General features: G+C 33.0%; 16 protein-coding genes and 1 pseudogene. 2 read left to right on the top strand and 15 right to left on the bottom strand.

Going from position 1 to position 20,787, the window contains the following annotated elements:
• Positions 1 to 71 precede the first annotated feature (71 nt).
• From ACWJKS_RS03960 to iolE, 7 genes are all read right to left on the bottom strand, one after another.
• Complete coding sequence (locus ACWJKS_RS03960) at positions 72 to 1,469, bottom strand: FAD-binding oxidoreductase (RefSeq protein ID WP_462960484.1); 1,398 nt, start codon at positions 1,467 to 1,469, stop codon at positions 72 to 74.
• 89 nt (positions 1,470 to 1,558) lie between these two features.
• Positions 1,559 to 2,767 (bottom strand): electron transfer flavoprotein subunit alpha, encoded by a 1,209-nt coding sequence (locus ACWJKS_RS03955; protein ID WP_216303161.1) that lies wholly within the window; start codon positions 2,765 to 2,767, stop codon positions 1,559 to 1,561.
• Between the two features lie 17 nt (positions 2,768 to 2,784).
• The gene (locus ACWJKS_RS03950) at positions 2,785 to 3,573 is read right to left on the bottom strand and encodes an electron transfer flavoprotein subunit beta/FixA family protein (protein ID WP_216303162.1); all 789 of its coding nucleotides are present in this window, start codon (positions 3,571 to 3,573) and stop codon (positions 2,785 to 2,787) included.
• Positions 3,574 to 3,789: 216 nt separating this feature from the next.
• A complete protein-coding gene (locus ACWJKS_RS03945) occupies positions 3,790 to 4,488 on the bottom strand; it encodes a FadR/GntR family transcriptional regulator (protein ID WP_216303163.1) in 699 nt (232 codons plus the stop codon).
• Positions 4,489 to 5,115: 627 nt separating this feature from the next.
• Complete coding sequence (locus ACWJKS_RS03940; protein WP_216303164.1) at positions 5,116 to 5,871, bottom strand: DeoR/GlpR family DNA-binding transcription regulator; 756 nt, start codon at positions 5,869 to 5,871, stop codon at positions 5,116 to 5,118.
• A gap of 96 nt (positions 5,872 to 5,967) precedes the next feature.
• Positions 5,968 to 7,563, bottom strand: a complete 1,596-nt coding sequence (locus ACWJKS_RS03935) for a solute:sodium symporter family transporter (protein WP_216303165.1) — start codon at positions 7,561 to 7,563, stop codon at positions 5,968 to 5,970.
• Between the two features lie 26 nt (positions 7,564 to 7,589).
• Positions 7,590 to 8,486 carry a myo-inosose-2 dehydratase gene (gene iolE, locus ACWJKS_RS03930; RefSeq protein ID WP_165411591.1) on the bottom strand — a complete coding sequence of 299 codons (897 nt, stop codon included), beginning with the start codon at positions 8,484 to 8,486 and terminating at the stop codon, positions 7,590 to 7,592.
• A gap of 267 nt (positions 8,487 to 8,753) precedes the next feature.
• Here iolE and ACWJKS_RS03925 point away from each other — a divergent pair, with 267 nt between their 5' ends.
• The gene (locus ACWJKS_RS03925; RefSeq protein ID WP_462959514.1) at positions 8,754 to 10,289 is read left to right on the top strand and encodes a transposase; all 1,536 of its coding nucleotides are present in this window, start codon (positions 8,754 to 8,756) and stop codon (positions 10,287 to 10,289) included.
• Between the two features lie 168 nt (positions 10,290 to 10,457).
• On the opposite strand, the gene iolG is transcribed toward ACWJKS_RS03925, so the two are convergent.
• From iolG to ACWJKS_RS03895, 6 genes are read right to left on the bottom strand one after another with little or no spacing between them, the layout of a single operon-like run.
• Complete coding sequence (iolG, locus tag ACWJKS_RS03920) at positions 10,458 to 11,471, bottom strand: inositol 2-dehydrogenase (RefSeq protein WP_165411590.1); 1,014 nt, start codon at positions 11,469 to 11,471, stop codon at positions 10,458 to 10,460.
• A 19-nt stretch (positions 11,472 to 11,490) separates the two neighbouring features.
• Positions 11,491 to 13,425, bottom strand: coding sequence for a 3D-(3,5/4)-trihydroxycyclohexane-1,2-dione acylhydrolase (decyclizing) (gene iolD, locus ACWJKS_RS03915; RefSeq protein WP_462960483.1), 1,935 nt, complete (start codon positions 13,423 to 13,425; stop codon positions 11,491 to 11,493).
• A 35-nt stretch (positions 13,426 to 13,460) separates the two neighbouring features.
• Positions 13,461 to 14,249: a 5-deoxy-glucuronate isomerase gene (locus tag ACWJKS_RS03910; RefSeq protein ID WP_165411588.1), complete on the bottom strand. Its 789-nt coding sequence runs from the start codon at positions 14,247 to 14,249 to the stop codon at positions 13,461 to 13,463.
• Positions 14,250 to 14,260: 11 nt separating this feature from the next.
• Positions 14,261 to 15,277 carry a 5-dehydro-2-deoxygluconokinase gene (gene iolC, locus ACWJKS_RS03905; protein WP_165411587.1) on the bottom strand — a complete coding sequence of 339 codons (1,017 nt, stop codon included), beginning with the start codon at positions 15,275 to 15,277 and terminating at the stop codon, positions 14,261 to 14,263.
• A gap of 9 nt (positions 15,278 to 15,286) precedes the next feature.
• The gene (locus tag ACWJKS_RS03900) at positions 15,287 to 16,132 is read right to left on the bottom strand and encodes a class II fructose-bisphosphate aldolase (RefSeq protein WP_165411586.1); all 846 of its coding nucleotides are present in this window, start codon (positions 16,130 to 16,132) and stop codon (positions 15,287 to 15,289) included.
• Positions 16,133 to 17,296: an iron-containing alcohol dehydrogenase gene (locus ACWJKS_RS03895; RefSeq protein WP_165411585.1), complete on the bottom strand. Its 1,164-nt coding sequence runs from the start codon at positions 17,294 to 17,296 to the stop codon at positions 16,133 to 16,135.
• A 222-nt stretch (positions 17,297 to 17,518) separates the two neighbouring features.
• Here ACWJKS_RS03895 and ACWJKS_RS03890 point away from each other — a divergent pair.
• A pseudogene (locus tag ACWJKS_RS03890) lies at positions 17,519 to 19,089 on the top strand (acyl CoA:acetate/3-ketoacid CoA transferase).
• Between the two features lie 84 nt (positions 19,090 to 19,173).
• Here ACWJKS_RS03890 and ACWJKS_RS03885 read toward each other — a convergent pair.
• Positions 19,174 to 19,626, bottom strand: a complete 453-nt coding sequence (locus ACWJKS_RS03885) for a cupin domain-containing protein (RefSeq protein ID WP_165411584.1) — start codon at positions 19,624 to 19,626, stop codon at positions 19,174 to 19,176.
• 36 nt (positions 19,627 to 19,662) lie between these two features.
• Positions 19,663 to 20,760, bottom strand: coding sequence for an ethanolamine utilization protein EutH (gene eutH / locus ACWJKS_RS03880; RefSeq protein ID WP_165411583.1), 1,098 nt, complete (start codon positions 20,758 to 20,760; stop codon positions 19,663 to 19,665).
• Positions 20,761 to 20,787: the final 27 nt, after the last annotated feature.

Raw genomic sequence — 20,787 nt, 5'->3', positions numbered from 1 at the left:
CTGAAATCGACTACATCAAAGTATTATTATATCGCCAACATCTTTAAAAGACATTGGCGATATCATTTTTTCTATTCACAAACCTTTCCTGGATTTAATATATTATTAGGATCAAATGCCAATTTTATATTTTTCATAAGTCCTACATATACAGGGCCAAATTGTTCAAGCATATATGTTTTCTTAGCAAATCCAATTCCATGTTCTCCAGATACTAAACCTTTGAGCTCCCTTGATTTTTTATACATTGCTTCAAATACTTCTTCAATCTTCACTGACCATTCTTTATCTGTAAGCTCATCCTTTAATACATACACATGTAAATTACCATCACCTGCATGACCAAAGCTTCTTATTCTCACATCAAATTCTTTTTGAAGTTCATTAGTATACTTAATGAACTGCGCAACTTTATTTCTTGGAACAACAACATCACATTCATCCATATCAGTTGTCGTTGCTTTAACAGCTTCAAGGAAAGCTCCTCTTGCAGACCAAACAGCTTCTTTTCTTTCATCTGTATCAGTTATAAATACATCAAGAGCACCTTCTTCAAGGCAAATGTTGGCTACACTTTCATAAGCTCTTTCTATTTCTTCTATGCTATTACCATCAAAAGTTAATAAAAGATATGCATCTGATGAATTATCAGGGAATTTTTTTCCTAGGAATTCTTCAGCAGCAATAATAACTTCTCTTTGCATAAATTCTATAGCAGTTGGTACAGATTTTGATTTAACTATCAAAGGTACTGTTCCTATTGCCATATCAAGATTTGGAAAAGGTATTAAGAGCGATACAGCTTTCTTAGGTAGTGGTATAAGTTTTAATATAATTTTTGTGATTATTCCAAGGGTTCCTTCAGATCCACATATTAAATCTTTTATGCTGTATCCAGTAGAATTCTTAACTACTTTACCTCCAACATCAAGTATTTCTCCGCTTGGAAGCACTACTTCAAGGCCTCTTATATAGTCTCTAGTAACTCCGTACTTAACAGCTCTCATTCCACCTGCATTTGTATTGATGTTACCAGCAATTGTAGCCGACTTTTCACCTGGGTCTGGTGGATAAAATAAATCAAACTCTTCAACGTATTTGCTTATTTCCATTAAAAGTACGCCTGGTTCAAGAGTTAATGTTAAGTTTTCTTCATCAATCTCAAGTATTTTGTTCATTCTGGACATATTTATCATAATTCCACCGTGAATTGGAACTGATGCTCCAACTAGTCCTGTTCCAGAACCTCTTGCTACAACAGGAATCATGTTTTCATTTGCATATTTCATAATCTTTGATACTTCGCTTGCTTCAAGAACCTCAACTAATACGTCGGGCATTTTGCTTATTCCACCCATCTCGTCATGGCTAAAATCATCATTTATTGCTTCTCCAGTAAACACCCTATCTTTATCTAATATTGACACTAAAAACTCTATATCCTTAGCATCAAGTTTTTTGTAATCCATAAAATTACCTCCTCGATTCTGAATTTAGTGTTTAAACCTAGTTAGTTTAAACACTAACTTACTTATTATCTATAACTCCAACATAAAAGTTAACGTATACAATACTCAGCTCCTGAATTTTTAATATTTTCAATCAATTGAGGAACTATTTCATAAATATCTCCTACTATCCCATAATGAGCTACATTGAATATAGAAGCATTTTCATCTTTATTTATTGCAAATATACGCTCTGAACTATTCATACCAGCTGTAAACTGAACTGCACCAGAAATTCCAAGAGCTATTATTAGCTTTGGTTTAACTGTTCTACCAGAAAGACCAATTTGTTTCTTAGCATTAATCCAACCTGCTTCAATTGTTGGTCTTGTCCCAGCTATTTGAGCACCAAGAATGTCTGCTAATTCTTGAATCATAACCATATCCTTTTCTGATTTTAATGCCCTACCAACTGCAATGATTACTTCTGCATCTGAAATATTTTCCTCAACTTCTTTCTTTGTAACCTTTAATACTTCAATATTCGAATCGAGTTTTGCTCTATCCATTTCACAGATTGTAATCTTACCTTTTGCATCGCACTGTTTTTCAGGTGCATTCATAACCTTATATCTTACTGTTGACATCTGTGGTCTATTATTAGGACATACAATTTGAGCCATAATGTTACCACCAAAAGCAGGTCTTATCTGTACAAGGTCTGTATTTTCTTTCATTTTAAGTATTGTACAATCAGCTGTGAGTCCAGTTCTAAACCTTGCGGCTACCCTTGGGGCAAGAGATCTACCAATTGTTGTAGCACCAACCAATAATGATGATGGCTTTACCTTGTTTACAAAGTCTTCAAATGCAGCTGTATAAGGTTCTATTCTAAACTCTTCAAATTCTTTATAATCGTATACAAAGACCTCATCAACTCCATAATGAAGCAATTCTTTAGCCTTTTCCTTTATGTTATAACCAATAAATACACAATATACTGGGAAATTAACAACTGCCGCAAGCTCCCTAGCTTTTCCGATAAGCTCCATTGTTACAGGATGTATAACTCCTTCTACATGGTCAACATATACTCCTATACCCTTCCATAAACTTTTATCAACTTGCACGGCCTCTGTTTCAATAAATTCCATTACACCTGTTGGACCTTTTTTAACGCAAATCTTACACATTTTACATCCTGCATTAACTTCAATTTTACCATCTATGTATTCAATAGCACCAAAAGGGCAAACCTTTATTAATTCTTGAATATTTGAATCGTTTACTTTCTCTTGGTTACAAATTAACTTACTCATGAAAATTCCACCCTTCTCTATACAAATTTTAATTCTTTAAGTTTTGCCGCTATTTTTAAACTAAGCTCTGCACCATTGCCTGTCCATGTTTCTCTATCATTATTTACATCTGGTGGAAATATTCTTTCTACCTGAGTTGGTGAACCATTAAGTCCATATTTCTTTTCATCTTTATCTTCAAAATCGTTTAGTGTTATCATTTTTATTTCTCTATCTTTTGTAGCTAATTTTTTCCTATAAGATGGAAGTCTTGGTTGAAATATATCTTTATCTACAGTTAAAAGACATGGAAATTGAATCTCTGCTACTTCAACAGTATTTGCCATATCCATTTCTACAATAATTGATTTTTCTTTTATTTCTATTATTTTTAAAACGTTTGCAATGTGAGGAATATTAAGATATTCAGCCATTTCTGGTCCTACTTGAGCAGTGTCTCCGTCTGTTGTCTGCTTTCCACATAATATGAGATCAAATTCTCCCATTTTCCTTACACCTTGTGAAAGTGTATACGCTGTAGCAAGAACATCTGCTCCGGCAAACTTTCTATCAGATACAAGTGCTCCTTCATCTGCTCCCATCATATATGCTTCGCGAATTACATCATTTGCTTGTGGTGGTCCCATAGTTATAACCTTAATTACCCCACCTTTTTCTTCCTTTATTCTAAGTGCTGTTTCTAATGCATATAAATCATAAGGATTCATTTTTGAATCTACACCATCTCTTTTTAAAACACCTGTAACTGGATCTACTTCAACTTTTGAAGTTCCTGGAACTTGCTTTATACAAACTAAAATTTCCATATGTGCTCCTCCATTCTTTTTATAGAAAATCTAAAACTCATTAATGGTAAGATGGTCTGACCATCTTTTAAATCATAATAACACACTATTGAAAATATTTCTACTATTATTAATTAATTAATTAACAATATTTATTTTATTTAAAAATTTAAAAGCGAGGGTAATATTTGTTATTACTCTCACTTTTTGCTTTGGACAAAATTATATGTTTTGAAATCATTTTATTTTACTCATATACCTATTTGCAAAATCTAAATGTTCCCGCATTGCTTTTCTAGCATCAGCTGAGCTATGTTTTTCCATAGATAAATATATCTCATTGTGCTGAGAAAAAAGTATTTCTTTATTTTCTGGGTCAACTAATATTAATTTTCTTGCATCCTTAATAAAATGATCTACAAGCGTTGAAACTGTTTTAAGAATGTTAAATACTAAAACATTGCCCGAGCACTCAGCAATCTTATAATGAAACTCTTTATCAATTTCAACATTAGTATTCTCGTCCGCACAATTCATAAATCTTTGAGTAAGCTCTTTTAACTCTTTTAGTTGTTCACTGGTTATCCTATTCGCAGCAAGGCCTGAAGCCTCAACCTCCACAATCTTTCTAAGCTCCCATATCTCTTCTGGATTGCTTCCCTCTAACATAAACATAATTGATAGCGGTTCAAATAATTTATCTTGAAAATTTGCTTTTATATAACTACCTTCTCCTTGTCTGCACTCTATAAGTCCAATGACTTCTAATGTTCTAAGCGCTTCACGGATAGAAGCCCTGCTTACCTTTAATTGCTCCACTAAATTCCTCTCTGAAGGAAGTTTGTCACCCTTTTTAAGCGTACCTTTATCAATCATATTTTTTATTTGATCTATTACCTGTTCATAAACTTTTGTGTTTTTTATTGGACTAAACATTTTGTTCCCCCTGTATATTTCTGCAAATAGTTAAATATAAATTTTACATTTTTATCTATTACGCTTCTTCTAATATTCAAAACCCGCACAATACATTTTATTCAAATTCCACATAATATATACATTATAACATAATATATGTATTGCAACGTAATAATTATAGTTTCATAATACTTCAAAAAATTTCTTAATAACTATATATAATTGTGGATTGGCATAATAAACATCATCAGAGTGGATTAAAAAACCGACAAGACTCATACAGTCTTATCGGTTAAATCATCACCTTCGTAGCTGCTCATCATCTTGGACGCTGCAAAATTAATCTTACAGTTTAAATTTTGAACCATGCTATTCAGTTTTCCCGCTAATTTGGATTGATTTTTAGAAGCAAAGCCTTCTCACATAAATTTTTAATGCGATAGCCTTTAATTTCAGTATTTATGGTTTAAAAATAGAAGGACATCCCCTTATTTGGCATAATTGAATGACAACAAACAAAAACCAAAAGGGATGTTCTTTATGAATATAATTATAACAAAAAATTATACTGAAAAACAGTTTAATTTGATAAATTTTTTATTATTTTTATTATAATCCACAATAATTAAAAATGCCCTTGAACCATTATTCAGAGAAAATAAAATTAATTTTATTTTCTTCAAAAAATTCTATATATTTTTCAGATGGTTTTCTATCTGTTATAAGATAATCTATATCTGTTAATTGACAATAAGTCATAAGTGATGAAACTTCAAATTTAGACGAATCTGCTAACAAATACAACTCATTACTCTTTTCTACTATAATTTTTTTAATTTTATATTCTAATGGTGAAGAATTTGTGGCTCCATTAGATATAGAAATACCTGAAGCAGCCATAAATGCTTTATTTATATTATAATCTTTGAATATTGTAAGAGTATTTATCACCTCAAAAGAATTTGTTTTTCTTATTAACCTTCCTCCCGTACAAATAACATTTAAATTTGGAAAAGGGAGTGCGATTATTATAACATTCAAACTATTCGTCAGTATAGTTACATCATTTTTGTTTTTTAAGAAGTCTATCATATTAATTGTTGTTGTCCCAGAATCAATGAATATTACATCTCCATCATTTACAAATTCAGATGCAACCTTAGCTATTGCCATTTTTTCATAATTATTTTTAATGTTTCTTTCTTCGAAAGGAATTATTTCTTTAATAATAGCTGTTACTCCTCCATAAACTTTTTTTACACTCCCTTTTTTTACAAGTTCATTTATATATCGGCGAATTGTATTTTTAGAGATTTTAAAAATATCGCATAATGAATCTAAAGTGACTGATTCATTTCTTAATATATATTCCTCAATTTCTTTGATTCTATTAATTTTCATAATCAATTATCCTTTCGCACATGATTTTTCTAGGCGATAGATTGTAATTTCAGTATTTATAGCAAAAACCCATAAGAACATTCTCTTATTTCTTTTTTATCTAGCAAGTCCTAGTGGTGAAAATAATATATACATTCCGATCATACAAATTACAACAGCTATTCCAATACACTTTCCATATTTCCAAGGTGTTAAATCAACTTTACTTTCATCATCTTGAATTTTGAATGGTATTTCCATCGGTTTTAATTTACCAATTAATAACATTATTAAAATATCCAAGAAAAATAAACCACTCAATACGTATAAAAAATTAACATCAGCAAATAAAAATTTAGAAATCGTATAGGCTATAATATGAAAAATCATTGTTACTTTTGCGGCTAAGGCAGGAACACGTTTTGTATAGAAGCCAAGCAGAATAATTGCTAGTAATGGCATATTATAAAAGCCATTGTATTCTTGAAGGAAAGTATACAAACCTGCTGGTGCATAAGCAATAAAAGGGGCTACAACTATTGAAACTATTGCTACAAATGCTGTCACTATTTTCCCAACCTTAACAACTTCTTTGTCAGAAGCTTTAGGACGAATTATTGGTTTATAAAAGTCTAATGCGAATAGGGTTGAAGTACTATTTAAAGCTCCTGCGAAAGAACTTAAAATAGCTCCAAAAATTACTGCTCCGAAAATACCATAAGCCCATGTTGGAAGTACTGCCGTGACTAAAGATGGGTACGCATCATCAGCTACTTTTAGTGTCTTTCCAAACATATTATATGCAATAATCCCCGGAAAAACTAAAAATAAAGCTCCAAAAATTTTAAAAAAGCCTACATATAAAGCACCCTTTTGTGCTTCTTTGAGATTCTTTCCAGCTAATGCTTTTTGAACAATCATTTGATTAGTACACCAATAAAATAGATTATTGAAAAACATCCCGAGGAACAATGTCGGCCAAGGAATCAATTTTGAATCAAGTGCTCCGATAGCATTTAATTTGTCTGGAGTTCGCTGGATTATTAATTGAATTCCTCCAGTGAAACTACCGTTACCGAGCAAGATTAATCCTAAAATTGGAATTGAAATACCTCCAACAATTAAACCAACACCATAAATCGTATCACTAAAGGCACTTAAAGAAATTCCTCCAATCAACACATACAGGAGTCCAACCAAGCCAATAAATGCTGCTACAATTATAATTGCAACTTGGCCATTTACATTTAATAACTTATCTATATGGAAAAGTTTATTAAAAACTAACGCTCCTGAAAACAATACGACCGGTAAAAAAGTAACTGTATAACTTACTAGAAACAAAAATGATATAATTCTTTTAGTCGTTGTATCATAACGAATTTCAATAAAATCAGAAATAGTACTAATTCCATGTTTTAAGTATTTAGGTAAGAAAACAAACGCCAGTAGCACACAAGCAAAAGCAGCTGTAACCTCCCAAGCCATTACCTCCATTCCAGCTACGTAACTTTGGCCATTTTGTCCAACAATTTGCTCTGTAGATAGATTCGTCATTAGAATTGTTCCAGCAATTGTTATTCCTGTTAGGCTTCGTCCTCCAAGGAAATAACCATCCGCATCATCTTTGTTAATTAATTGTGATTTTTTCCAAGCAATAAACCATACAGTTGCAACGATAGCCATAAATGTAATTCCTGAAAAGAGATTCATTAAGTCACCCCCTTTTTGTAATAGGATTATGCTCCGCATATATCTTTAATATATTTTCTTGCTTTTACTGCATATTCAAATGGATTTGCCTTTGCTGGGTCTTGCTCTGCTTCCACCAATAGCCAACCCTCATAATTATTTTCTGCTAAAATTTTGAATATTGGCTTAAAATCAATGCTTCCATCACCTGGTACTGTAAAAGCTCCTAATCGAACTCCTTTTAAAAAACTAAGTTTTTCATCTTTAACCTTTTTTACTATCTCCGGTCTAATATCTTTTAAATGAACATGCTTGATTCTATTTATATATTTTTTAAGTATTGCTATATGATCCTCACCTGAATATACTAAATGACCTGAATCAAATAACAAGTAAACTAACTTTTCATCAGTAATACTCATAAGCTTATCTATCTCTTTTGTTGTTTGTACTCCTGTTCCCATATGATGATGGTAAACCATTTTCATTCCCTTATCTTGAGCTAACTTTCCTAGCTTGTTTAATCCATTTCCAAGCAGCTTCCATTCTTCCTCATTAAAATGGTACTTCCCATCAAACACTGGAGTATCTAGTTCACCTTGTACGCTATGTCCTTGCTCAGCTACAACGATTACATTAGCCCCCAGATCATGTAGAAAATCTCTATGCTTAATAAATTCTGCCTCAGTTTCTTCATATGGTTTCGTAGTTAAGAACGAACTAAACCAAGCACTTGCAATTTCCAACCCTCTAAGCTCTAAAGCCTTTTTTAAAACTTTAACATCCTTTGGATACTTATTTCCTACCTCTGTTCCTTGGAAACCGGCTAATGCGGCTTCACTCAAGCACTGATCAAAAGTATTTTCTTTTCCTAAATCTGGCATATCATCATTTGTCCATGCAATTGGAGCAATACCTAATTTGACCTTTTTACTATCTAACATAATTAACACCCCTCATAATTAAAATAGTACTCTCGGAAACTCTCAAGCCATTGCTAATTCTAGGTTCATTTTTATTCATATATCAACTTCACCCCAGAATTTCTTCGAGTTTTATATCTTTCGGGTAGCATAGATAGTCTAAGCTATCCCTAGTATTATCGATTTATTTTAATTAAATAGTTTTAAATAAGACTTGACAGCAGTAAAAATTTCGCAAAATGAATTATGTATATTATTACCATTTTTCATTTATAAGGAGTGATTTTTATGTTAACTGTTAAGGCCTCACATACTCAATATCAAAATTTCGTTGAAACATTTCTAGAAAAATTCTTTATTCAAAATAATCAAGAAATTACTTTGTTTGAGCGTAGTTCAATAATAACAAAAATCTGGTCTGCCGACCTAACCGGAATTGTCCCTCTAATACAAAGTGCTTATTCTAACTCCAATCAAGGGGCTCCGCCCAAAGATGCGGTAGCTTTACTCAGATCACTTATTATTATGGCTTATTGTAAAGAAACCAGCATATCATCTTGGATAAAGACATTACGTTCAGAACCGTTTTATGCAATTCTGTCAGGCTTTATCCCTGCTTGCTACTCGCCTTTTAAAGCCGAAGGCATAGTTGCTGATCAAATACCTGGCATAGGTACTTTTTATGATTTTATGGATAGGCTGATTCATAAGGATAAAATCCTATATAAATCCAAACTGCGTAAATTGAAACGTAAACCAAGTAAAAAACAAAAGAAAAACCAAAAGATGAATAACTCCAAATCTGGTGTAGTCGAACGTTTAGTTAAAAGAATCTTAAAATATGATAATTCTAAGCTTTCTGACAGAATAGAATCCAAAATGAACAACATACTTAAGGAATTATTTGTTATTCCTTCCTTATCAATGGGCATTTTGGGTGACCCTTCTAAACTAAATATTGCTGGTGATGGAACTTGTATGCCTACACAGGCTTCGCCTTATGGTAAAAAAGTTTGTGATTGCAAACTTAAACCAGGAGAGCATTGTGCTTGTTATCGAAAGTTTACCGATCCCAGTGCTAGCTGGGGTTGGGATAGCTTTAATGAACACTATTACTATGGTCAAACTTATCACGGGTTCACTGCCTGTGATAGTTTTTACAGCCTACCTATCCATATTAAATTTGTTAGTGCAGCACGGCATGATTCTGTTACCGGTGTTTATGCACTTAAAGAGATTGTAGATTTATACCCTGAAATTAAATTCTATTCCGTAGCCTTAGATTCTGCCTATGATGCTAATGCATTTTATCTTTTATGCATGCATTATGGAATAAATCCTATTATTGATTTAAATTCACGTTCTTTAAAACCTTCATCAGGCAGTGATTTTGTTGAACTTGACGATAAGGGCATTCCTCATGGGAAAATTTGTGGACATCAGCTTCGTAATTGGGGAATCGTCCGTAAGGAATTTAGGCATAAATGGTTATTCCCAGTTCAATGTGACCACTGTGAAAAATGTCCTATTAAAAGCAAGAAAATTTATTACACTAAAACATTAGATAATCCAAGATATTTTACTCCTATACTAAGAGGTTCAAAGCAATGGAAATCTCTTTATAAACGACGTTCAACTACTGAAAGGTGTTGGGATAGAATAAACAACGACTTCCATGCTGAAAAATCGATTATCTATTCCGTTGGTCGCAGAATAACAAGAGTATTTCTTGGTGCATTTTGCTGTTTTATAGATGCTTGGGCTAATGAAAAAGAGGTAACAATTGCTGATATCTTCCCGGTTTTCAAGAAAATAGCTGCCTAATTTATAATCAGTTTTAACTCAATAACCAGCCTACGGCTTTTTTAAAATAGTGTATAAAAAAGCCTTTTTATCATGCCTACTATTAATTCAAGTATAGCATTTCATCCAAATAAATACTTTTATTCCTCAAATATGGGAATTGTTAATTATTGTTTTTCGAGTACACTCTTAAAATTTAATTTCAGATAATTTAACTGGTCTATTCTCATGTAATGATTTTGTAGCAGCTTCACCAATTAATACAGCTTGTAAGCCATCTTCGGCATCTACGGGTGTATCTGTATTATTTACAATTGCGTCAATAAATTCTGTTATTTCCTGCGCATAAGCCTGCATATATCTTTCTAGGAAGAAGAATAATGGCTTTTCTCCTGTAACACCATTTTCATTTGATATTACTGCCGATGAAGTGCTATCATTTGCTATTGAAACCTGACCTAATGATCCAAACACTTCAGCCCTTTGATCATATCCATAAGCTGACTGCCTTGAGTTATCAATTACTGCTAAAGTTCCGTTTTGCATCTTTAATGTTATAATAGCTGTATCAATGTCCCCAGCTTCGCCTATAGCGTTGTCTATCAATACATTACCGACTGCATAAACTTCTTCAACTTCACTATCTAAAAGATATCTAGCCATATCAAAATCATGAATTGTCATATCTAAGAACATGCCACCAGAAATCTTCACATAATCTATTGAAGGTGGCTCAGGATCTCTTGAAGTTATTTTCAAAATATGAGGTTCTCCAATTTTTCCACTAGCAACCGCATTCTTAACTGATTTAAAGTTATGGTCAAATCTTCTATTAAACCCTACTTGATACTTAACCTTAGATTTACCTAATTCATTAATGACTTCTTTTATTCTAGTTAAATCATGATCAATTGGTTTTTCACAGAAAACATGCTTTCCTGCTCTTATTGCTTCTATTGAGATTGGTGAGTGTGTATCTGTTGAGGAGCAAATTAATACTGCATCAATTTCTGGATCTTCTAATATTTTTTTATAGTCAGTATATACCTCAAGTATTCCCTTACTCTTTGCCCATTCTCTTGTAGCATCGTTTAAGTATGCATCAGCAATTGATTTAATTTCAACATTTTTAACATATTTTGATATACTTTCTCCATGTACCTTCCCAATTCTTCCTACACCAATAATTCCAACCTTTAACATAATAACATCTCTCCCCGTTTTAATATTTTCTTGCATTTGTAAGATTATCTGTTTTGTTAATGTACGCATTTTTTATTGAATCTTTATCAGAAACCTCAGCAACTCCTACATGCCACCAAGACTCATAACCGTTTGTCATTGTTTTTGGAAGTGTTTTTATATCTATTAAAGTAGATCTAGTTTGTTTTTTGGCATCTACTAGCGCTTCTTTAAGCTCTTCTATTGTTTTGACTGTATAGCTTTTTACTCCATACCCTTGTGCACATTTTGCAAAATCTATTGGAATCAATCCACCATTAAGCTTGCCGCTTTTTTCATTTCTATATCTAAATTCTGTTCCAAAACTGCCCATTCCATTTCCCATTTCTAAATTGTTAATGCAACCAAATCCACTGTTATCAAATAGTAATACATTTATCTTCTTGTTTTCTTGAATAGACGTTATTAATTCCGAATGAAGCATTAAGTAACTTCCATCACCAACAAATGCATATACTTCTTTATTAGGTTCTGCAAGCTTCACTCCTAAAGCTCCTGATATTTCGTATCCCATACATGAATAACCATATTCCATGTGGTAGCTATACTTATCTCTTGAAGTCCATAACTTTTGTAAATCGCCTGGTAAACTTCCCGCAGCACCCACTACAACATAATCTTTTTTAAGAAAATTATTAATTTCACCTATAACTGTGGTTTGTGGAAGAGCTTCTCCGCAAAGTTCATAAAATTCTCTTAAGCTTGCTTCATTTTGTCCTAGCATTTCACGTTTGAAATTATCTTCAATATATTTTATACTATATAATCTCTCAATTTCTTTTCCCCATTTATTTTTGGCATCAGAAATCTCCTTGTTATACTCGCTTTTATATCCTTTTTCAATAAGCTTATATCTAAGTTGTTCTAAATTAACCAATACATCCCCGACCACTTTAGTAGCATCCATTTTAGTTGCATTATATTTAGATGTATTTATTGTCAAGAATTCAACTTCATCATTCTTAAATAATCCTTTAGAAGCTGTTGTAAAATCTGTAAATTTTGTTCCAAGTCCTATTATGAGGTCTGCATCTTTAGCTATAATATTTGCAGCAAGGGTACCTGTAACTCCAATACCTCCTAGATTCAGATAAAGGGTTGATTCTACTGCACTTTTTCCTGCCTGCGTTTCTGCAATAGGTATATTAAATTCCTGCGCAAATTTCTTTAGTTCTTCACCTGCTTCTGAATATTTGGCTCCTCCACCACAAATGATTAATGGTTTTTTCTTTCTAGCTATTAAACTTATAGCATCTTCTATTTCTAAATCCGTAGCTTTTCTTCTTTCAATTCTATGCACTCTCTTCTTGAAAAAATATTCTGGATAATCGTAAGCCTCTCCTTGAACATCCTGTGGCAGTGCAATACATACTGCGCCAGTATCTCCCTCATCTGTTAATACTCTCATTGCATTTATCATAGCTGACATCAATTGTTCTGGTCTGCTCACTCTATCCCAATATTTACTTACAGGTTTAAAAGCATCATTTGTAGTAATTGAAGCATCATGATCTTGTTCGACTTGTTGAAGTACAGGATCTGGCTGCCTTGTAGCAAATGTATCACCTGGAAATAATAATACAGGTATATTATTTGCTGTTGCTGTTGCGGCAGCAGTTACCATATTAGCAGATCCAGGACCTACCGATGATGTACATGCATATATTTTTTTCCTTCTTTTTTGCTTAGCGAAAGCCACAGCTGCTTGGGCCATGCCTTGTTCATTTCTACCTTGACGCACTATTAATTTGCCAGGATCTTGTTCTAATGCTTGACCAAGACCTAATACATTTCCATGTCCGAATATTGCGAAAATTCCTTCGATGAATCTTTCTTCTTTGCCATCAAAACTTATAAACTGGTTATTTAAAAATTTAACCAATGCTTGTGCAGTAGTCAGTTTAATTGTACCCATCTCAAACCCCCTTATATCTTAATCAATCATTTATACTATTTTTCTGGCCATATCTTAACATTTTTGTCCCAAAGCCAAGTATGATCTTTATCATCTATTCTGTCAGTCCATGGGTTATTATCTAAATGTCTTATCATCCAACAATAGTACATAGCATAACCTGGTGCAGCTGTTTGAGGATGAACGAGGCCTCCTTGAATTAAAGCAAAGCTTCTATCTGTTATCTTATAAGCATTTTCACCTATTAGACATAAACCAAATCCTTGAGGTTTATTAAATTTATAGTAATAAACTTCAGGTTGTGGATGATGATGTGGTGGGTAACTTGACCATTTACCAGGATAAGTAATAACTTCTCCCATTACCATGTTTGAATATGGTTCATTTTTATAATCAAATACTGTTCTAACTACTCTTCTTGCAGTACCATTCCATACCCCTTCACCAAATACTTCACTTTTACAATCTTCTGGATAATATAATTTTGCTTCAAAGGTATTTTTATTATCTGTATATTGAAGAAGTATTTCGCTTTGTTCTAAAATTTCTACTTGGACCTTTGTATCCTTTGGCACATGTAAACACCAGGGACCTTCATCAAATACTGAAGTTCTCTCTATTACTTTTTTATTTCCTGACCACCTAATTTCAAGTTTTCCTGTTAACATCAATACAGCCAATTCTTTGAAATCTGAATAGTACGTTTTAACTGAACCTTTTTCAAGTTTTATTACAGCAATATCCATTAACATTTTTTTGTTTTTACCGTTAATCTCGCATATTGTATTTTCACCGTATTTTAGATTACCTAAACTTTCTACCATTTAAATCCTCCTTATGATTTTACGACCATTTCACCATATTCCTCTTTGCTCTTTCTTATAAATTCATTAATCCCTTCGACTTTTGGCATCGCATCAGAGCAGCTGTGACTTGCAACTAACATTGATGCTGAAGCACTACCAAACTCTAAGCAGTCAATAATATCCCATCCTTCAAGTAATCCATAAACAAATGCAGACCCATATGCATCCCCGCCACCAAAAGATTTAAGAAGTTTAACTGGGAAAGGCTTTATATTAAAGCTTTTTTTATCTGATGTATAAGCAGTTGATCCATCTTTTCCATGCTTTATAACAACAATTTTACTACCATAATTAAACCATCTATTAGCGGTTTCCTGATCGCTACTATCTTGTCCAATTATTCCTTGCGTTAAATCAAATTCTTCTCTTGACCCTATTATAACATCACTGTTTTTCGCGACTAGAGCATAATAAATTGCAATCTCATCATTATTAGCCCATGAATATTCCCTATAATCAATATCAAAAATAACTACTGTATTATTTTTCTTTGCATACTCTAATGCCTTCAAGGTTGCTTCTCTTGACGGACTCTGAGATAAAGCAGTCCCAGATATTATAATAGCTTTAGTATTCTTAATATATTCTTCACTAATTTCGGAGACCTCCAGCGCTAAATCTGCAACACCATTTCTGTACATTAAAATACTACTTTCTGTTGGACTAAATATTTCAGTAAAAGTAAGTCCTAAATTTTCTCCATTTTTAGCAAAATAAATTTGCGTTGTATCTATTCCTTCATTTTTAAAATAGTTAATAACAAATTCACCAAACCTATCATTTGATACTTTACCAATAAACCCTACCTTTTTACCTAGTCTTGCAAGTCCAACTGCAGTATTAGCTGGCGACCCACCTAAATATTTTTTAAAAGTCGTACTTTCTGAAAGTGGCATATTTATATCAATAGGATTAAAATCAATTGCAGCTCTTCCGAGTGGCACAATATCAAATTCTCTACTATTATCAAATTTAATGTAACCCATTATTTCCCCCTATGCTTTGTTTTGACTTCCGAATACCTTAATATGTCTCTTTACATTAATATAAGCACCTTCTATTTCTTTCTCATGCAACTCGAAATAATCAACTTTTTCGGACTCTTCATATAACTTCCCAACATTTTCTTCAACTGAAGCAAATGTTGCTGTTGCTATATTAATTTTTCTAATTCCAAGACTTACACATTTTCTAAAATCGTCATCACTTATACCTGTTCCCCCATGCAATACTAATGGAACATCTACCCTTTTGTTTATTTTGTCTAATACATCAAAATTTAATTTCGGATTTTCTAAATATACTCCGTGAGCATTTCCTATTGCCACTGCTAATGCATCAATGCCTGTTGCATCGAAAAACTCCTTTGCCTCATCTACCCTAGTAAACAAACCTGATATTTCTTTTAAGCCATCTTCACTACCGCCTACTCGTCCTATTTCAGCTTCTACGTCTGCATTATATTTTTTTGCTTCATCTATAACTTCTCTTGTTAACCTTATATTATCTTTCAGTGGATATTTCGAACCATCTATCATAACTGAAGTAAATCCAATCTGGAGAGCTTCCTTTATCTTTTCTAAAGTTAAACCATGATCAAAATGTATAGCTACTGGTATTTTCGCTTTTTTTGCTCCTGCAACCATCATAGATCCTATTAACTCTAATGGCGATGCTTTTAATCTTACTTCTGCAATTTGAATTATTATTGGAGAATTTAACTCTTCACCAGCCTTTATAGCACCGATTAACATTTCCATATTTGCTACGCTAAAAGATCCAACAGCATATTTTCCTTTTTCTGCTTTACTCAATAAATCTCGCATATTTACTAGTGGCATTTATTTCACCTGTTTCCATAATAATTTATAAATATTTATTATGTCTTCCTTTTCAGTCTTTCTTCTTGTATTTCCTGGGCTGCCACTGTCTAAAGCATCGCCCGCCATTTTTTCTAAATTTTCAAAGAATTTTTGCTTATTAACACCAACCTCTTCAAGGGTTTGGATGTTTAAGTCTCTACATAGATCTCCAATTTCTTTTATAAAAGCTTGACCTGCTTCTATATCACTCTCACCTTTCTTATAGATGCCTATAGCTTTAGCTAAATCACAAAATCTTTCTGGTGTTCCAGATAGTGCAAAATTCAAACAATCTTGCAACAATATAGCATTAGATAATCCATGTGGTACATGATAAAGTGCACCCACTGGTCTACTCATACCGTGAACTATTGTCACTGAAGAGTTATTAAAAGCAATTCCAGCTTCAAGTGCAGCTATTGACATTTCTGTTCTAGCTTCAACATCATTCCCATTTTGATAAGCTTTTAATAAATACTTAGTTATCCTTTTAACCGCAGAAAGAGCAAAGGTATCCGACATTGGCTGCGATTTCTTTGATGTATATGCTTCGATTGCATGAGTTAATGCATCCAATCCTGTAGCTGCTGTTACGTTAGGTGGAGCTGTCGTCGTAAAAATCGGATCTATTATTGCTAAAGTTGGCATTAGATAAGATCCCTTTAACAACATTTTTATATCCCTCTTTGTATCCGATATTATAGTGAACTGAGTTGCTTCTGAACCCGTTCCTGCTGTTGTAGGTAATGCAACTAGAGGAGGGGTTGCATTAGGAATCGTTTTCCCTAAATAATCATTAATTTCCCCCGTATTCGTTATCATAGCCCCTACCGCTTTCATTGTATCTATAGGGCTTCCTCCACCTAATCCAATTAAGAAATCACATTTTCCTTCTTTATAAGCTTTAGTTCCATCGTTTACCATGATATCTGTCGGTTCACTATTTACTTTACTATAGATCGCATATTCAATATTAATACTATCCAACATATCTGTTACTTTTTTTAAACTTCCAATCTTGACCATTACATCATCGGTTACAATTAAAGCTTTTTCCCCTAGCTGTTTAACGTTTTCGCTAGCTAGATTAAGTGCTTCCTTTCCAGTAATTATATATCTTGGTGTTAAAAACAAGTTGCTCATTATATAACCTCCCATGTTGTTGTTTTAATGTCACTTCTTAAGTATATTATGCGCAACTTAACCAATATATGTTAATAATAGTAGTATATTTAATTATTTCTTCACATTCATTATCATTATCATTTTCCCTGGAATATCGTAGACAACTGAATAATAGTTATAATTATGATGCTAATCTATATTAATAATTTTACAGTATACTGTTAAAGGTGATGTAGTTCTATGAAAATATTAAAACCTAAAGAAGCTGCTGAGTTAGTAAAGGATGGCGATTATATTGTAACAGATGGATTTGTTGGCAGTTGTTGTCCTGAAACCCTTACTACAGCTTTAGAAAAGCGTTTTTTAGAAACTGGTAAGCCTATAAATTTAAATCTTATATACGCCGCTGCTCAGGGTAATCAAAATGGAAGAGGTGCAGATCATTTTGCACACGAAGGAATGACTAAAAGAGTAGTAGGTGGTCATTATAACATGGCACCTGCCCTAGGAAAATTAGCTGTAGAAAATAAAATAGAAGCCTATAATCTTCCACGAGGAACCCTTTCTCAGCTTTTTAGGGATATTGCCGGTAAAAGGGTTGGTACTATAACTCATGTAGGACTAAACACATTTGTTGACCCTAGAATTGAAGGAGGGAAATTAAATGATATTACAAAGGAGGATATTGTAAAGATAATTGAAATCGAAGGTGAGGAGAAGCTACTATATAAATCATTTCCAATTGATATCTGTTTTGTACGCGGTACATATGCAGATAAAAATGGTAATATTAGTCTAGAAAGAGAAATAGCTACTCTCGAAGCAACATCCATTACTCAAGCAACAAAAAACTGCGGTGGAATAGTTGTAGTTCAAGTTGAAAGAGTAGTAGCTGATGGCACCCTTGATCCACGACTTGTGAAAATTCCTGGTATATATGTAGACTATGTTGTTGTTTCAAAACCAGAGGAACATGAGCAGACCTTTGGATTTGAATATAATCCAGCTTGTACAGGTGAAATAAAAGCAATAATGGATTCAATTGAAAATACCCCTTTAGATATTAGGAAAATATCTAAAGGAGAGCTGCCTTTGAGCTTAAATCTAATACTGTTGTAAATTTAGGAATTGGAATACCTGAGGTGATATCATTAGTTGCTAGTGAAGAGGGAATTTGCGATTATATGACACTTACAGTAGAGGCAGGCGCAGTTGGTGGATTGCCACAGGGTGGATTAGCTTTTGGTGCATCAGTAAACCCAGAAGCAATTCTAGACCAAGCATGCCAATTTGATTTTTATGATGGTGGTGGAGTTGATTTAGCATTCTTAGGATTAGCTCAAGTTGATAAAGACGGTAACTTAAATGTAAGTAAGTTTGGAACACGTGTTGCAGGATGCGGTGGCTTTATCAATATTACCCAAAATGCAAAAAAAGTTATGTTCTGTGGAACATTTACAGCCCAGGGACTTAAACAAGAAATAAAAGATGGAAAGCTTGTTATCAAACAAGAAGGTAAGCTATTTAAATTTATTGATCAAGTTGAGCAAATTACTTTTAGTGGGAAATATGCACAAAAGGTAAATCAGCCAGTAATGTACATTACTGAAAGAGCTGTATTCGAACTTAAAAAGGACGGACTTTATCTTACTGAAATAGCGCCAGGTATTGATTTGCAAAAGGATATTTTAGATTTAATGGCTTTCAAGCCAAAAATGAATGATATTCCCAAACTTATGGATGAGCGCATTTTCTATGATAAACCAATGGGATTAATAGATTTTAGTTTATCAAGAGAGAAATATATTTAATAAGATAAAAGCCTCATACTAGATTAATTAAATAGTATGAAGCTTTTTTTTTATTTTGTTCTAAGTCTTTACCTTAAAAAATATCTACTTTATATCTGCCCAATTAGCAGGATATGTCACAAACATAAATTTTGCATAGTTTGGAACACTGAATTGAATTTTTGAATTTTTAGGAATTAAAATCATTTCCCCTTTATTGGCTACAACTTTTCTTCCATCAATATTTACTTCTAAAGTTCCCTCTATAACATAATCTATTTCATCATATTTTAATGTCCAATCAAAGCACGTTTCTTTCATTTCCATAAGACCGCATCCAAGTCTCGGACTTTCTTCTAATGTTAAAACATCTGTTAAAAGTACGTCATCTCCCTCTTTGCCAGTATCAAACTTACCCATTTTTACAGTGTCTAATTTTATTGACATTATACCACTAGGATCTACATGCTTTTCAAATTCGCATTTTTCCTTTGATAAACTTTCTGCTATGATTTTTCTAACCATGTCTTCAATTAATTTTGAATCTATATTTTCCATTTTAATTCCTCCATTCATTATTATCTTATAATGCTATTATGCTTGAACAGACTTATCTTTTTTATTTTTCGAAAGTATAAAACAAGCTAACGCAACCGCTGCAACTCCACCGACTAATTTTGCAACTATCATAGGGAATATCATTCCTTTTTCTACTCCAGCAACAAAACCTAAATGATCTCCAAATACAAAAGCTGCACTAACTGCAAATGCAACGTTTATTATCTTACCCCGCTCATCCATGTCTTTCATCATTCCAAACATTGGTATACTATTTGCAAGACTTGCCACCATACCTGCTGCTGAAATATCATTCATACCTAGTAATGAACCAAGCTTCATTAGAGGTTTTTTAAATACTTTTGTTATAACATAAACCATTGGGAAGGCTCCTGCGAGTACTATTGCAATAGAACCTACTATCTCAATGCCTTCGGATAGTGGTGCCATTCCAGGAATAACAACTACTCCTGTTAAAGTTTCTATTATTATAGCTGCAAGACCTATTGTTATAAGCACAACTACGCCTTTTCCGAAAACGGTAAAGCCTTTTATCATTTTTTCAGGAATTAACCATAATCCTACAGCGAGAAGTGCTGCAAATATTATTATTGGCACAAGATTTTTAAGTAACATTATTACTCCAAATCCAGCTACAAGTCCACCTATAAGCGCGCCTATAGGAATTGTTATTATCCCTGCAAGTACACCTGTTGCCAAAAATTTATGGTCTTCTTTTTTAATTATTCCAAGAGCAACTGGTATAGTAAATACAATAGTTGGTCCCATCATAGATCCTATAATTACGCCTGAGAAGCTTGCTGCTTGTGCTGTTTGTGCAAGTTCTTTTGCAAGAGGATATCCTCCCATATCACAAGCAAGTAAAGTAGTAGCAAACATAGATGGATCTGCTCCTAATGCAGTGTAAATTGGGACTATTACAGGTTTTAATACACTAGCAAGTACTGGTGCTAAACAAACTACACCAACCATTGCTATAGTTAATGAACCCATTGCCATAAATCCCTCTTCAAATTGTTCTCCTAAACCAAATTTATTTCCTATGCACTTATCTATTGCACCTAAAACCATGAAAACAACCATTATATATATAATAATTTCATTTATTCCCATTTTTTCTCCTTCCAGAAAATTATTTTT

This window comes from Clostridium sp. CM038 (genome assembly GCF_055081105.1).
This window is presented reverse-complemented; position numbering and strand designations above follow the sequence as displayed.

What these genes read in the sequence shown, in the direction of transcription:
- ACWJKS_RS03960 (WP_462960484.1), bottom strand. Translation starts at nt 1,469, where the DNA reads ATGGATTACAAAAAACTTGATGCTAAGGATATAGAGTTTTTAGTGTCA.
- ACWJKS_RS03955 (WP_216303161.1), bottom strand. Translation starts at nt 2,767, where the DNA reads ATGAGTAAGTTAATTTGTAACCAAGAGAAAGTAAACGATTCAAATATT.
- ACWJKS_RS03950 (WP_216303162.1), bottom strand. Translation starts at nt 3,573, where the DNA reads ATGGAAATTTTAGTTTGTATAAAGCAAGTTCCAGGAACTTCAAAAGTT.
- ACWJKS_RS03945 (WP_216303163.1), bottom strand. Translation starts at nt 4,488, where the DNA reads ATGTTTAGTCCAATAAAAAACACAAAAGTTTATGAACAGGTAATAGAT.
- ACWJKS_RS03940 (WP_216303164.1), bottom strand. Translation starts at nt 5,871, where the DNA reads ATGAAAATTAATAGAATCAAAGAAATTGAGGAATATATATTAAGAAAT.
- ACWJKS_RS03935 (WP_216303165.1), bottom strand. Translation starts at nt 7,563, where the DNA reads ATGAATCTCTTTTCAGGAATTACATTTATGGCTATCGTTGCAACTGTA.
- iolE (WP_165411591.1), bottom strand. Translation starts at nt 8,486, where the DNA reads ATGTTAGATAGTAAAAAGGTCAAATTAGGTATTGCTCCAATTGCATGG.
- ACWJKS_RS03925 (WP_462959514.1), top strand. Translation starts at nt 8,754, where the DNA reads ATGTTAACTGTTAAGGCCTCACATACTCAATATCAAAATTTCGTTGAA.
- iolG (WP_165411590.1), bottom strand. Translation starts at nt 11,471, where the DNA reads ATGTTAAAGGTTGGAATTATTGGTGTAGGAAGAATTGGGAAGGTACAT.
- iolD (WP_462960483.1), bottom strand. Translation starts at nt 13,425, where the DNA reads ATGGGTACAATTAAACTGACTACTGCACAAGCATTGGTTAAATTTTTA.
- ACWJKS_RS03910 (WP_165411588.1), bottom strand. Translation starts at nt 14,249, where the DNA reads ATGGTAGAAAGTTTAGGTAATCTAAAATACGGTGAAAATACAATATGC.
- iolC (WP_165411587.1), bottom strand. Translation starts at nt 15,277, where the DNA reads ATGGGTTACATTAAATTTGATAATAGTAGAGAATTTGATATTGTGCCA.
- ACWJKS_RS03900 (WP_165411586.1), bottom strand. Translation starts at nt 16,132, where the DNA reads ATGCCACTAGTAAATATGCGAGATTTATTGAGTAAAGCAGAAAAAGGA.
- ACWJKS_RS03895 (WP_165411585.1), bottom strand. Translation starts at nt 17,296, where the DNA reads ATGAGCAACTTGTTTTTAACACCAAGATATATAATTACTGGAAAGGAA.
- ACWJKS_RS03885 (WP_165411584.1), bottom strand. Translation starts at nt 19,626, where the DNA reads ATGGAAAATATAGATTCAAAATTAATTGAAGACATGGTTAGAAAAATC.
- eutH (WP_165411583.1), bottom strand. Translation starts at nt 20,760, where the DNA reads ATGGGAATAAATGAAATTATTATATATATAATGGTTGTTTTCATGGTT.